Source organism: Okeania sp. SIO2F5, assembly GCF_010692685.1.
GTDB lineage: Bacteria > Cyanobacteriota > Cyanobacteriia > Cyanobacteriales > Microcoleaceae > Okeania > Okeania hirsuta.
The window spans coordinates 237,040-251,183 of record NZ_JAAHGU010000006.1 but is presented as its reverse complement, the minus strand read 5'-3'; the positions used below and the strand labels follow the sequence as shown (position 1 = coordinate 251,183).

At 42.1% G+C, this 14,144-nt stretch carries 12 protein-coding genes; 4 read left to right on the top strand and 8 right to left on the bottom strand.

The genetic code is table 11. From position 1 onward, the window contains the following. Positions 1-321 precede the first annotated feature (321 nt). Both F6K27_RS04140 and F6K27_RS04135 read right to left on the bottom strand, forming a co-directional pair. Positions 322-993 carry a (2Fe-2S) ferredoxin domain-containing protein gene (locus tag F6K27_RS04140; protein ID WP_287274332.1) on the bottom strand — a complete coding sequence of 224 codons (672 nt, stop codon included), beginning with the start codon at positions 991-993 and terminating at the stop codon, positions 322-324. A gap of 283 nt (positions 994-1,276) precedes the next feature. Beyond that, a complete protein-coding gene (locus tag F6K27_RS04135) occupies positions 1,277-1,522 on the bottom strand; it encodes an Asr1405/Asl0597 family protein (protein ID WP_287274330.1) in 246 nt (81 codons plus the stop codon). Between the two features lie 282 nt (positions 1,523-1,804). On the opposite strand from F6K27_RS04135, the gene F6K27_RS04130 reads away from it, so the two are divergent. The 3 genes from F6K27_RS04130 to F6K27_RS04120 all read left to right on the top strand — a co-directional run bounded on the left by F6K27_RS04130 (position 1,805) and on the right by F6K27_RS04120 (position 4,804). Continuing rightward, positions 1,805-2,338 (top strand): Dps family protein, encoded by a 534-nt coding sequence (locus tag F6K27_RS04130; RefSeq protein ID WP_287274328.1) that lies wholly within the window; start codon positions 1,805-1,807, stop codon positions 2,336-2,338. A 1,428-nt stretch (positions 2,339-3,766) separates the two neighbouring features. Then, complete coding sequence (locus F6K27_RS04125) at positions 3,767-3,961, top strand: hypothetical protein (RefSeq protein WP_287284110.1); 195 nt, start codon at positions 3,767-3,769, stop codon at positions 3,959-3,961. Positions 3,962-4,438: 477 nt separating this feature from the next. Next, complete coding sequence (locus F6K27_RS04120; protein WP_287279062.1) at positions 4,439-4,804, top strand: hypothetical protein; 366 nt, start codon at positions 4,439-4,441, stop codon at positions 4,802-4,804. Between the two features lie 799 nt (positions 4,805-5,603). Here the strand turns inward: F6K27_RS04120 and F6K27_RS04115 are convergent. The 6 genes from F6K27_RS04115 to F6K27_RS04090 all read right to left on the bottom strand — a co-directional run bounded on the left by F6K27_RS04115 (position 5,604) and on the right by F6K27_RS04090 (position 13,605). Next, complete coding sequence (locus F6K27_RS04115) at positions 5,604-6,080, bottom strand: hypothetical protein (RefSeq protein WP_287279061.1); 477 nt, start codon at positions 6,078-6,080, stop codon at positions 5,604-5,606. Positions 6,081-6,249: 169 nt separating this feature from the next. Then, on the bottom strand, positions 6,250-6,795 hold the full coding sequence (locus F6K27_RS04110) for a hypothetical protein (protein WP_287279060.1): 546 nt from the start codon (positions 6,793-6,795) through the stop codon (positions 6,250-6,252). An 87-nt stretch (positions 6,796-6,882) separates the two neighbouring features. Beyond that, entirely contained in the window at positions 6,883-7,356 is a 474-nt protein-coding gene (locus F6K27_RS04105; RefSeq protein ID WP_287284108.1) for a hypothetical protein, read from the bottom strand. A gap of 447 nt (positions 7,357-7,803) precedes the next feature. Next, a complete protein-coding gene (gene metH / locus F6K27_RS04100) occupies positions 7,804-11,478 on the bottom strand; it encodes a methionine synthase (RefSeq protein ID WP_287279058.1) in 3,675 nt (1,224 codons plus the stop codon). A 194-nt stretch (positions 11,479-11,672) separates the two neighbouring features. Next, positions 11,673-11,861, bottom strand: a complete 189-nt coding sequence (locus tag F6K27_RS04095) for a hypothetical protein (RefSeq protein ID WP_287300842.1) — start codon at positions 11,859-11,861, stop codon at positions 11,673-11,675. Positions 11,862-12,336: 475 nt separating this feature from the next. Then, positions 12,337-13,605: a MerR family transcriptional regulator gene (locus F6K27_RS04090; RefSeq protein WP_287279056.1), complete on the bottom strand. Its 1,269-nt coding sequence runs from the start codon at positions 13,603-13,605 to the stop codon at positions 12,337-12,339. A gap of 317 nt (positions 13,606-13,922) precedes the next feature. Between F6K27_RS04090 and F6K27_RS04085 the strand changes: the two genes are divergently transcribed. Further along, complete coding sequence (locus F6K27_RS04085) at positions 13,923-14,132, top strand: hypothetical protein (protein ID WP_287279055.1); 210 nt, start codon at positions 13,923-13,925, stop codon at positions 14,130-14,132. The last annotated feature ends 12 nt before the right edge of the window (positions 14,133-14,144 follow it).

Below are 14,144 nucleotides of genomic sequence, written 5' to 3'. Positions count from 1 at the left end.
ATACCAATTCACTTTAAGGATGTCACAAATAGTGTTGCTCCTTTTAATGTCAAATAATTGCCTGAAACTATTGTATTGCCAAAGTCTTTAGCCGATCAAATCTAAATTCTGACTTCTGACTTATAAGTTTTGACTTCTGACTTCCGTGAAACGGTATTAGTAGCTTCCCTGAAATTAATATTCGGTAGGCATAAAATAACTTTTTTGTCTTTACCCTACACTATTTTAATCCTTATATTACAAATAAACAGCAAAATATTTCCAATCCCCAACAAGAGATTGGAACCAGAGAAACTTACTACAAATTAGCAATCTTTTGTGTTATGCTTCTAAACTAAAATGTTTTTCAATAACATCAGGAATTTCTGATGAACTAATCCGGCTATAACGGGCTTTGTTAGGCATAATTACTAGATTAGGTCCTGCTTTACACTTTTTCAGACATCCAGTCTTCTTAATTGTCACATGGTCTTGTAAGCCGCGATCGCTTAATACTTCTGATAATGCTTTACAAACTTTGCCTGCACCCCGTTTTTGGCAATCTGATTTTTGGCACACTAAAATCTGAGCTTTCTTCGCTGCACATTTAGAATTAGTTCCAGTGATTTCTGGAGATTTACTACAAGTATGTTCAGTTTCAGATAACTTCTGCTCTTTTACTTGGCTAGATAAAGTTTCAACTAATCCCACATTATGATTTTTACATGGTGTTATTGCGTTATTGCTAAAATCTGGTTTAATTTTTAAAGCCTTCAATTCTTCTTCACCAGTTTTCCGATAAACTGTTCTTTCTCCAGTTACTTTTACTCCTAAACCTGGTATTAATACTGAGGCAAAAATCTTCCGTAAAGGTTTAGCAAGTTTGATGATATAATTATTCCCGGCTGGCGTCTCTACATGAATATATTTTAGTTTATAGCCGTCTTTAACGGTAACTTCTTGGATTTGTCCTTCTAAGATAAATTTTGTCATTTGCTTCTTGGATTTAGACATTGTTGGTTATTTTTGCTAGGTCATGGTCATCTATGTGGCTAGGGGAAGGTTTAAATACTGATACAGTTTCACTAAAGTCAAAAGTCAAAAGTTAGAAGTCAAAAGTTAATTTTAAGTACTTAAAACCTCTACTCTACAGGAATTTCAGCTTATTATTTGACTTCATCAGTTACCAACTATTTGTGACATTTTTTAAGTGAAATGGTATTACTAAAAGTTTTGTATCTCTACAGATAAATACATTACTTTTGCCCCTCTCTAACTTATGGTATTAATCAGCATATTAGCTAACCTGCCAACAGCGTTGTAACAATTGCACCAATTCGCAACGATTAGCTGTGAATTGTTTTAAAACACTTTCTAATTGGGTAGCTTCATTTGTGTTTTTGAGCTGTACCCGTAATGGCTTTTCTGCTTCACACCAACAATGAATATCCAATTCTTGTAAGCGTTTATAGACTTCCCATCGGTCTACCGAGCTTATTTGTAAAATTTCCTTAGTGTCTGGCCTCTGGTTGAATGTACTCATTTTTTTTTCAATTGCAATATATTAGCACTAAATTTACCGTTAAGACCTCTAGCAGTTCTGATGTGTTTCTACCAGAGTAACTATATTTTTGAATATACAATAGCTGCTAAACTTTCTCAATAGTTTTATCAAAAAAAATTTGCTAACTTAGAATATCTTCTATCTGCGATCTTGGCTCAGGTTGACTCTCCTATTAACTGTGGTAGACTTAAAACTGTTAGCAATAAATCAAACTAGATAACTAGCAATAAATTAAGTTAATTGAAAGGAGAATAAATTAAGATGACTACAGCTACCCCAGTACAAGCATTTGGTGAAGTTAAGGATAATCCAGTTGGATTAGAAAAAGAGGTAACTACACCAGTATGTGAAGGTATGAATGCTGCTTTGGCCAGTTTCCAAGCTTTATATCTCCAATATGAGAAGCATCATTTTGTTGTTGAAGGATCGGATTTTTATCAACTGCATGAGTTTTTTCAAGAAAGTTATGATGATGTAAGAGATCATGTCCATGACTTGGCTGAACGCTTAAATGGTCTAGGTGGCGTTCCAGTTGCTAGCTTTGCTAAGTTGTCTGAAATGTGCTGTTTTACTCCTGAAGAAGATGGAAGTTTTAACTCTAGAGCTATGGTCGAACACGATCTAGCAGCAGAACAAGAAGTTATTAAACTTCTACGTCGTCTTGCTGCACAAGCTGAAAGCTTAGGCGATCGCGCTACTCGCTACCTCTATGAGCAAATTCTACTCAAAACTGAAGAGCGTGCATATCACTTAGACCACTTCCTTGCTCCAGACACATTAGTAGTCTTGAACTAGTTTCACATAATTATTAAGTAGCAATTTAAGAATTTCCTGGAAAATGAACTATACAAAAGAAGCTGGTAGATGCAACACCTAAACTTTTATTGTCATAGAATTTTCATAAACTAGCAAAAAACTCTATTTTAGTAGGTACTTGCAAGCAAAGCTTCAGAAATTCAACTTCTTAAACTTTGAATTGCCTACAAAATTTCACTCAGATTATAGAATAAATACGAGAACATAACTGGCAGAGAGGTACACCTATTCTCTCTGTCAAATTTTTTTTGCTAGATCGGTAGTTCGTTACTAATTCAAAGTATAACTCTGTTGCAAACTTTTTGCAAATACTCTAAATAAAATTTAATTTTTGTAAAATTTGTTACTGATTTATAAATAGAAGTTAGAAAAAGATGTTGTATTATTTCCAGTTGAACAACCAGAATAAATTTTTATATTTTTATCTCTTTAACCCCCCTGAGAAACCTATCCCTTACCCATAAGTCTTGAAACCCTTATGGGTAGCAGGGGAGCAGGGAGCAGGGGAGAAAGGAGAAAAAATCATAGTAGCTAAGTAAAACTACTGAAGTTGTCAAAAAAAAGTATGGAAAAATACATTTTTTCTCCCGAAAAAGCCGAGCCAAGACTCACTCATAACTTGTCTCTAAAGTCAAGCTTTATGTTAAGAAATGATGTGGGTATAAGTAACATTTTTTTGCCCTGATCGACTCTCAGCAGAATAGGCCAGGGGAGAAAAAGAGCCATCGCTTTAAATATAGGAGAAGGAAGAAGGATGGACTAAAGTTGAAAACATCTTGCGTTCTCTGAATTTTAAGCTTTTAATATGTCCGGGCTGTTTGCTTGGACTGCTAGAGTGGTTTTCAAATAGATAGACTACAGTGGCCGAAGCATTCTCCTACTCCCCCATCCCTAAATCAAAATAATCTTTTATTTTACTATACGATAACTACAGCAGTTTTGGAGTTGATGAGAAAAAAAGTTTTACGAGTTTAGGGAATAGATACTATATCATGTCCGGATAATTAACGATAAAAAAAACTTTCTCCTTTTCCTCCTCTTCCTTAGAGCTGATTTGTAAACTGAGCTAAAATCCCTTTCTAGCATGGGTTTTTCAAAAGTTATGACCTTGGGGTTTAGATACTGTCAAACTCTTACACTGTAAAGTATTTATCCTTTTAATATTTACTTTATAAATCAGCTCTTATTGCTTATTGCTTTTTCCTTCTTCTTTGTTATTCTTTCTTACCTCCTGACTCCTGACTCCTCCATAGTTTATTTATAGAACCCATTTGAGATCTATATAATTATGGTAGTCAAGTCTTTTCGCGCATTAATTTTGAGGAAAATTCAGTTGAAGGAGTGTTGAATTTTTTGTATTATCTCTCCCCAAATCTTCCCTCTTAANCGGACATGAGATTAAAGGCGATGGTTGGGTTGAATATTACTGATGTGGTTAATGTTATTAGAGACCCACCTTTATTGTCTATACTTTCTGTTTTTTGGCAGAGTTTGATGCAGGGTGTGGGATGGAAGGGAGGAGGAGAGGCGATCGCTGGATATTGGAATAGTTGCGCTAGAGGTTTATTTGGCATTAGTGGTGTTCTAGTAATGAGAACCTAAAAAAGGCTTTTATTGAGCTGCTTTTTAACGACCTTAACGGCGCACAGTGCCCCTAGATCCTCATCTACACAAAAGGGTAAAAGTAGCACCGCTACTATATCACCCACTTCTGGGTGTCCTGATGGTCATTACCTTCAATTATTGTCTTCAGGTTGGGTCAGGTTAAGCCAGTGGTGGCAGAAGTTTCGGGGTGCTTGTCACCCTTGGATAATTTCGCCAGCAGTATCAATTGCTACTCACACGCGGATAATTGAAAGGAATGCTTCATTGGTAATTTGCTTTGAAGTGCGAAATGTGGGTTGATGATTGAAGTTTGTTGAGTCGAGTCCTAAAGATTAGTGCTAACAAGATAAATTCAGAAATTTGGTTTGGAAATCGTCTTAAGAGTGTAAGGAGAAAGGATCGAAATTAACATTTTGTCCAAACTCCAATAATTACATAGTATTTGCAAAAACAACAAAGACGAGGATTTAAGCGATGTCGTGGTCTCTAGTATATGCTAACGATATGAGTGGTAATACCACCGCAGGTGACAAAAATCTACTCATAGAAGCTGTTAACCAAGGTGAATCGGTTCGTATTCTTGTGGATAGTGGTGAAGTGCAAATCATCACAGTGGCCCAAACTCTTTGGGTGAAAAACGGAATTGTATATGCACAAAATACCTCACATGTAAGTGTAGCATTTCAGGGAAATATTCTTAAATTCCAGGATGACTCCTACTGGTTCATGATAGTTGTTGATACTCAAGGTAATCGCGACGTGATTCGATGGGACGTAGGCGCACATAATCCACGGGGTCACGAGCAAGACCGAGTGGCTATAAAATGGTTTGTAGGCTAAACATATTGTTGGAAATCAACTCTAATTTGATTTAATTAGTTTAGTTCTTGAGTCCTGTTGAAGGATGTTAGCCCAACCTCACATCTGAGGTTGGGCGAATGAGTTTAATCGGCTTTAAAATCCAAGAAGATAATAGCTAGAACCGATAAAAATATGAAGCCTTGAAATAAAGCTTGAAGCATTATTTTACCTGATGATAATATTGCGGTCAATACTCCGACTTTGGGTGCAGCCGGGATACGCGCAAAAAGGGACTAATTGTAAAGTTCTGTAACTTTGGAGACGTATTCAAATCTCAAAATCCAACTCTATAAGTCTTTCGGGTTATAGCTTTTAGCTATTTTAAGTTGAATGGGAAATAAGCTGGACAAAGGACGAATGTATTGCTACAATAGCAGGGTGTGTTAATTAACTTTAAGAAATATTTTTACTGCGCTCTTGCCCTATTAAGAAACAGTAGCGATGGCTGAGAAGCAACAAAGGAACGCTTTCGGCGAAATCATGTTGAGATACCCACAACCCCCAACACATGGAGCCGACCACGGGTTGAGGAAGGCGAGGCTGGGGTCTTTGACCAATTCCCTATGATGAGGTACTTAATAAAGCGGAGATAATGTAATCCCATCCACAGATTGAGGCGATCGCTTCCCAGGACATGGAATCAAGAAAAAGTTTTCACGTCTTGGTACAATATTCCCTGGAAAAATCCAACATGTTTATCTGTGCCTAAATAGCGCAGTAACACTTGAATTATTTGTGGAAGTTTTTTTAAAGGCTTGGCTGAGTGCAGTAGGATGGGTTACGCTATCGCTAACCCATCGAAACGTTTACTAGTCGGTCTGAGCGGCAAGGTACGGGTAGTATAGCCATTTACAACCCGTGCTGCCGACAGAGCATAATCAAGCGCCCCAGACCGTAAAACGCGATGACACACAGAAGATAAAAAGCCAAAGACATAACCATGTCCGTTGGCTGAAATCCCACCGTTCACCCATCGACACCAGCGTTGAAAATATGCCTCAATGCGCTCATCCGACGCACCTTGCTCATAAAGCCGACGCATATTTTCAACCATCCTTTCCACAGTTTTCCGAGCGATACCCAAACCCGCAGGGGAAAACCAATAACCTAAAAAATCAAAGCCCCTGGCAACTCTCCCGATGAAGGTTTTATCCGGATGTTTAATCACCTGTAACTCACTCATCACCTGGTTAGTTGCCTTGATGGCTTTGCGTAACTTCCACCGCGTTGGAGCCAGAATCACCCAGTCATCCATATACCGGACATATCAGTTATCAGTTATCAGTTATCAGTTATCAGTAAGCGGACACATCAGTTATCAGTTGTAAGTAAGTAGACAAAAATATTTACCGTCATTACGTTCGCTCTTGGCGTTCCCGAAGGGTAGGAAGTCAAGTAATCCCCAACCCTTACGGTTGTTTTCCTTACGGAATGCTGCGCAAATATTCCGCCCCATCCGAAACATAGCGACGCAGATAACCCCATAACAGACGTAAAACAGCATCATCCTGTATGTATTTCCCCACAATATCCATCAAAATTCCATGATTGATGCTGGCGTAATACCCCTTAACATCAGTGCGAAAGACAAAAGGATGCTCCTCAACATGAGCAGCAACCTCTCGCACCGCCCCCTTCAACCCACCATTCCCGGCTAAGTGAAAACAGCGGGTCGAAAGGACAGGTTTCAAGTGTTCCGTCAAAACAATAGTCATCGCCTTTAACACCAAAGCATCTAAAGACGACCACCATTCTATTGATTTCTCCTCACCTCGAATCAAGCGCAACTCCCGAAATTGAAATTTGCCCGAAAGAATTTGCCCCTGTAGAATCGGCTTTTTCTCGTGCCACCATCGTCTGAGCTGCCAGACATCGGCATTAGGATGATAATGTCGGCGTTTTTTACACAACCATTCATAAGCAGTATCGATCGCCTCGTCGGAGGCTATTTTTTCGAGAAGAGTGGACATAGATGTAAAATTCGTGGGCTTTGTCAACCTTCGTGGGCATCGAGCAAATGCGTCAGTTGTTAGTGGGTTCTAAAAGGTTGACTTTTGTCACATCGTACTAGGCTGCACCTGGTCGCACGAACCGCTATTAACACTGACTCCTGGCTGGAATTCATCCCAAGTCTTACATACTTGCTCGTAGCATTCAGGTGGTGTGATGGGTAGGTTTTTCAAGTAAAAGAACGTCACTTGCTCGAAAGACTCCAGCAACAATACAACCTCTGTGGTTGGAGAATAATTATCGACAACTTCCAAGATGTGAGCAATCATAAAGTGATGGTGCAAAATTGCAGTGTCAGGAGCCGCTAACCAGGCATTCAGGAACGGCGCAAGGCGAGAACGTCCGACAAAATGGGTTTGGAATGATTCTCCGCCAACCCCCAATGTTGGAGAATTTGTGCTACAAACAATCGCGCCGCGCTTCTGACTGAGATGACCCGCCCAAGCATTATAGCCAATGACCAGCAAATTACTGGCAATAAAATCTTGATGCCAATTCGATATATCGTTTGTTTCACTCATTTAGAGACCTATATTTTGAAAGCAAATCCAGTTGAAATTTAGGCTAAAGGAGCTATGCCGATGCCTAGTAATTGGGCGCATCCAGCAGTTGGGGGAGTACAAAACTACACTTTTTGAAGTGCGGCTTGATCCCCCCTAGCCCCCCTTTCTCAGGGGGGAACAAGATATTCAAGTCCTCCTTTCTCAGGGGGGAACAATATCTTCAAGTCCTCCTTTCTCAGGGGGGAACAATATCTTCAAGTCCTCCTTTCTCAGGGGGGAACAATATCTTCAAGTCCTCCTTTCTCAGGGGGGAACAATATCTTCAAGTCCTCCTTTCTCAGGGGGATTTAGGGGGATCAGCATGGGCTGCACGCTCTCTCCCCCAACCTTTGGATACGCCCCTAGCAATTATCAAGAAAAATTAGAGGTCGCCTGGATTTCAGCGCGACCCCATTGCCGATCGCTCTAAGCACTAAAATATCTAGCGACAGGATGATAGGTGGCAAAAGCAGTGGTCGTTTGCTCTGGATAAAGCTGTTCGCTCTCATCTATTGATATCCCAATGCGCTCGCATCCCAATAATTGCAACTGTGGCACTTGATCCATCACCGTCGGACAAGCTGGATAGCCAAAACTATACCGAGATCCCTGATACCTTTGGGCTAATACATCGCGAATGTTATCAGGCTCTAAATCCCCATAACCTAATTCCCGCCGAATCCTGGCATGACTCCATTCTGCCAAAGCTTCCGCCAACTGCACCGCCATCCCGTGGAAGTACAGATAATCGGTGTACTTGTTGTCTTTATAGAGTTCCTGTGCTTTCTCGGTGGCAATTTCTCCCATAGTGACTGCCTGCATAGGCAAGACATCAAACTTATCCTGTTCGAGGGGGCGGATGAAATCAGCAATGCACAGCCGACGCCCGGATTTCTGACGGGGGAATGTCCAAGTGACGAACGGGGTTGCTGTTTTCGGTGTTAACCCCTGCTCGATAACACTAGGCTCGTAAACATGAACAGAATTGCCGATCGCTGCACAGGGGAAATAACCATAAACTAGAGTGGGTTCCAACCATTTTTCTGTGCGAATTTTTTCCTTCCATTCTTCCAATATCGGATGAACCTTTGATGCCAGGAACCAATCATATTCCTCGCGAGATTGACCTTTCGGTTTACGGAATTGCCATTGACCAGCAAACAGTGCCTGCAAATCCATGTACCAGAACAGTTCTTCTAAATCTAGATCGCCACTCTGAAGAATTTTCGTCCCCCAGAAAGGCGGCGCAGGACGTTCGATATCAATCGCCACATCTTCCGAGCGTTTGGTATCAATGACAGTGGGTTCATCGGATTTCTTCCCATCGCCATTGAGTTCTCCATCGGATTTGGACCCATCACCATTGAGTTCTCGATCTGAATCTTCAATCGCCTTGCGTCCCTTTTGGTTAAACTGAGCGAATTCCCCTGTAAAGCCTTCGGTATCCACCCAGGAATGCTGTTCTTTGGCGGGCATCAGTCGATCCATAAAGGTCAAATCGGCAAAAGCATCTTTACCGTAAATCACCTGCCCGTTGTAAGTATCTTGACAATCTCCATACACAAACTTTGGTGTTAGTGCTGCACCGCCTAAAATCACTGGAACTGTAATACCTTTAGCATTAAATGCTGCCAGATTTTCTTTCATAAATGCTGTAGACTTCACCAGCAAGCCACTCATGGCAATACAATCAGGCTGATGCTGCTCATAAGCTTCGACGATTGCCTCAATGGCTTGTTTAATGCCCAGATTGACCACCTTGTAGCCATTATTGGTCAAGATGATATCCACCAGATTCTTTCCGATATCATGGACATCCCCTTTAACGGTAGCAATCAGGAATTTACCTTTACCGCGATCTTCGTCCTCTCCTTCGATTTTTTCCATGTAGGGTTCGAGGAAAGCCACTGCAGATTTCATAGTTTCCGCTGACTGCAATACGAAGGGCAATTGCATTTGACCAGAGCCAAACAGTTCACCCACAACCTTCATCCCATCCAACAAGAAAGTATTGATGATATCCAGTGCTTTATGACCTGCATCTAAACCTGCCTTTAACGCATCATCCAATCCAATCCGCTCGCCATCAATAATATGTTGCTTCAAGCGTTGGTCGATGGGCAAATCTGCTAAGGAAGCACTCGATCTAGCATCTTTTGCACTCACTCCCGCAAAAATTTCCGTCAGTTTCGTCAACGGATCGTAGGTGCAAATATCCCCTTCAAATTTGCGATTGTCATAAATCAAATCGCGACATATCTGTTGATGTTCTTCGTCAATCTTCGATAAGGGCAAAATTTTGGCAGCAGAGACAATCGAACCATCCATCCCAGCTTTCATCGCTTCATTCAGGAAGACAGAATTTAAGGTGATGCGAGTGGCTGGACTCAAGCCAAAAGAAATATTAGAGACCCCCAGCATAAAGTGAACACCGGGCAGATTTTCCCGAATCAGTCGAATTGATTCGATGGTTGCTTTGGCATTTTCCCTATCCTCCTCAATCCCAGTTGAAATCGGTAGGGCTAAGGTATCATAGAAAATTTCATGGGGTGGAATCCCAAACTTGAGGGCATCCTCATAAGCCCGTTTGGCGATTTCAAATTTTTTCTTGGCGGTTCGAGCCATTCCCTCTTCATCGATACAGCCGATTACAACTCCTGCACCATATTCTTTTGCCAGTTCCAACACTTTAAAAAATCGCTCTTCTCCATCTTCATAGTTGGTGGAATTGAGCAAACATTTGCCCCCAGCGACCTTGAGACCCGCTTCCATTTTGGTCCATTCGGTGGAGTCAAGCATCAGTGGAAGAGTCGTATTAGTCACCAGTCGCGACACCAGTTCTCGCATATCCCGTTCTCCATCACGCCCGACGTAATCCACGTTTACGTCCAGCATATGCGCGCCTTCTTTGACTTGGGATTTAGCGATCGCCAATAACCCATCCCAATCATCTTCATTCAACAGCGTGCGGACTTTTTTAGAACCACTGGCATTTAATCGCTCACCAACAATTAAAAAAGAATTATCCTGCTCATAAGTTTGGGCGGAATAAATGGAAGCTGCTGCTGGCGTATAGGAGATGGGTTCTCGAAGCTCCCCCACGGCATTTTTTCGCACCGAACGCTCTTTTAGTGTGGTGTATTCCACAGCCTCGGCTAAAGCTTGAATATGTGCTGGGCGCGTACCACAGCACCCCCCGACAATCTGAACCCCATGTTCGGCAATGAACCCTGTCATGGCAGTTGTATATTCTTCGGGGGTCATTTTATAAACTGCCTGACCGCCAACATTTTCTGGTAGCCCCGCATTGGGAATACAGGAAATGGGGAAGGGGGAATTTTCTGACAGATACTTAATATGAGAAGTCATCAAATTGGGACCAGTGGCACAATTTAGCCCCAAAATATCAATGGGGAAGGGTTCCAGAATTGCCAGTACCCCAGAGATATCAGTCCCCACCAACATGGTTCCCTGGATTTCCATAGTCACGGACACCATTAAGGGGATTCGCGAACCTTTTTTGGCAAATACCGCCTCAAACGCACTCAATGCTGCCTTAATTTGCAGAACATCTTGACAGGTTTCCACGATGAAAAGATCGGAACCCCCGTCATAGAGACCTTCTGCTTGCACCATGAAGCTGGCTCTCAATTCATCATAAGTAATATGGCCGAGGGTGGGTAGCTTGGTTCCTGGACCGATGGAACCTGCGACAAATCTTGGTTTTTCGGGAGTCGTAAACTCATCCGCACAACGGCGAGCCAATTCTGCCGCCTTTCTACTTAGCTCGTAGGCGCGATCGGCTAGATCGTACTCTGCGAGAACTAAGGGGCTAGAGCCAAAGCTATCAGTCTCGACAACATCCGCCCCTGCTGCGAGAAAATCACGATGGACCTTGGCCACTGCTTCTGGCTTGGTGATGACTAAATATTCATTACAACCTTCATATTCCGGTCCACCAAAGTCCTCGGCGGTCAAGTTTTGGGATTGGATGTTAGTTCCCATCGCGCCATCAAAGATTACCACTGGACGATCCGGATTTTGGAGGCGTTCGAGAAATGAAGTCTTTAACTGAGGTTTGGGAGCTTCAATACTTAGCATAGTCGTAATGGTTATAGTTGGTCTTGGACTTCTCCTGCAACCTTTTTAACCCCAAAGCAATTCGGCTTGGAAAGTTGAGGAGGATAATTATGTATGAGAATGATAATTATTCTCATAATTAAGATAACATAAAAATACTTTTTATTTATTTACAATTGTATCGGATTCGGGCCATCACCATCAAGGATTTTGGGCTATTCTTTTGACCTTTTAATCAATATTCCTGCCCAAGCAAGTAATAGAGAAAAAAAGATTGTAGCGATCGCCTGCCTACTTAACAGCAATAAGGCAAATCGAAGAGACTTTTCTGGCACAATCGTTAACAGAGTAACTAGACAAGGTAACAATACTCCAGTCAGATAAACACCAGTGAGAATTTGCACCGGAGACAACAGGCTGACCGTATTGGGTTCAGCTGGGAAAAATCCCTTCGTAAGTCAGTCAGGACAAGCCTTTTAGATGATAAACTGCCGAAAAATCAACTCATAATCTAGTCATCGCAAGTGCCTAGGTGGCGATCGCATCATAAAAGAATCAGCCTTATAGCCTTTTTGTGTGCTCTTCAAGGCTGAAAATCTCAAGATTAAGGGAGAAATATTTTCAGGAGTAGTAAGCTTCAAAAGCTTTCCCTGCAAAGCACTCAAGCTTATTGAACGAAAAAAAAGGGTCTCAAACCTCCTCTTTTAAGAGGATAAAAAAAGAATATTCCCTATTTCAAGCCTCCTGGTTTCCTACGGAATGCTACACAAACAGCAGGAGGTACTGATAACTGTTAACTGATAACTGAAATGACACCCCATGAGCTTGTCACCACATGATGGAGAAAACATAATAAACGTTAGGTCTGCGTCTTTCTCCTCAGACACTGTTAAGCTGCTGCTTCAACTTCTGGCAGTCTACTCCGCACTCTTGTAGGATGCGCATGGCCAAACCGCCACCTGACTTACCACCCATCTCACTTTCTCGCAAAAGACCGAGTAACAGATGTTCGGGGGTTATCTGAGCGTGACCTTGCTGTTCTGCTTGTTCAGTCGCTAGCTCCATGACACGGTGGGCACGGGGTGTAAAGGGAATTTCTGGGGGGGTTTTTGTATCAGAGGGAATTTTTGGTAATTTAACGGTGTGTTTAGCTGACAACTTTCGGATGAGATTTTTCATATAAGAGGGGATTTTTGTATCAGAAACCTTGTGTTTAGCTAACAACTTTCGGAGGAGATTTTGGGCAATAACGAAATCCACCCCCTGGTTGTTTAGGGCTTGTGCTGCTGAGGATGTTTCGACAACCAGCAGCCCTAAAAGTAGCCCTTCTGTACCGAAGAAGTCGAGGTGTAGCTCCCGCATACATTTCTGGCCTTGAATCAACACTTCACGGCTTTCGGGAGTCAAGGGGTCTAACGAAAACTCTTCCATGTCTTCCCGCACTGACAGTATCGCTATCGCCTTGAGAAGATAGTCTAATGTGGGGGCATCTAAGGTTCCTAAGGTAGCGGCTTCAGCTCCCTCTTTCTGATAGACGTGCATCAGCGCTTCATAGAGTTGCAGATCACCACCGACTAATCCATAGAGGCCGTTACGAAACTGAAATGCCATGAGCCGCACCTCTGGATCATTGAAGTCACGACCTTGGGTCATGTACGATCGCGCCTGATCTAGCCACTCGGTCTGCTCATCATTGCTCCCCGCATTCAATCGGGCTTCGAGCAAATCATGTTGTTCTTGGGTCAAATATTGTTGAGTCATGGTAAGGTTCTCCATTATTTGTAAGAGATCGTCAACCGTAACGGTTTGAGAGGTTTCGAGTTGTTGGGCTAGGGTACTGAGCTTGGTAAAGAGCGACTGGGACACAGCCATCTGCTCTTGGAGTTGCGCCAAATGCAGATTGATTACATTTGGTAGGGAGAAATCCGGATTCTCCAAACATTCACGAATTTCCTTGAGTGAAAAACCCAACTGTCGCAACGACAAAATTTGTTGTAGTCTTGCAATGTCTGCTTCGCTATACAGTCGATACTCCGCCTCAGTACGGTGCGAGGGCACCAGCAAACCAATTTCGTCGTAGTACCTTAAAGTCCGAATGGATAGTCCGGTTTGTTTTGCCAACTCCCCGATTTGTAATAGCTTTGGCATAAGTGGCCTCGAATCCAATTTCTCAGAAAATTACGGTTGATGACTAAATGCTAAAGGATGACGTAACGTGAGACTCAAGAGGCAGATTATAAAGATTTTCTTTCTGAATTTCAATTGCTACTATATGTAGCAATCCCATCACTCAATCTATCTACTCTTCAAGATGTATAGCAATGTGCGCTGGCATATTTACAAATTACAAGAGGTGTCCAATAGCTAAAAGTCTTATATTATCAGATTTTTATTCCCCCTGTTGCCTGTTGTCTGTTGCCTGTTGCCTGCGCACAGCGCTATATGATCCTGGTCTAACAACGCCCATGCAAACCGACCGACTGAAGGTTGATGTGCAGCACCTGAAGTTATTTGTGGCGGGTGATGGGTATCTTTGTTCCTATCTGCCTCATAGTCGCAGTGAGGTTGACCAAATTTGCCTTGCTACCGACTTTCCCAATCTCAAAATTATTACTGATGCTCAAGAGTCCTATTTGGTTAAATGCCGCCCTTTTATTGCATACCATAGCAAGTAAAATAAGGGAGAC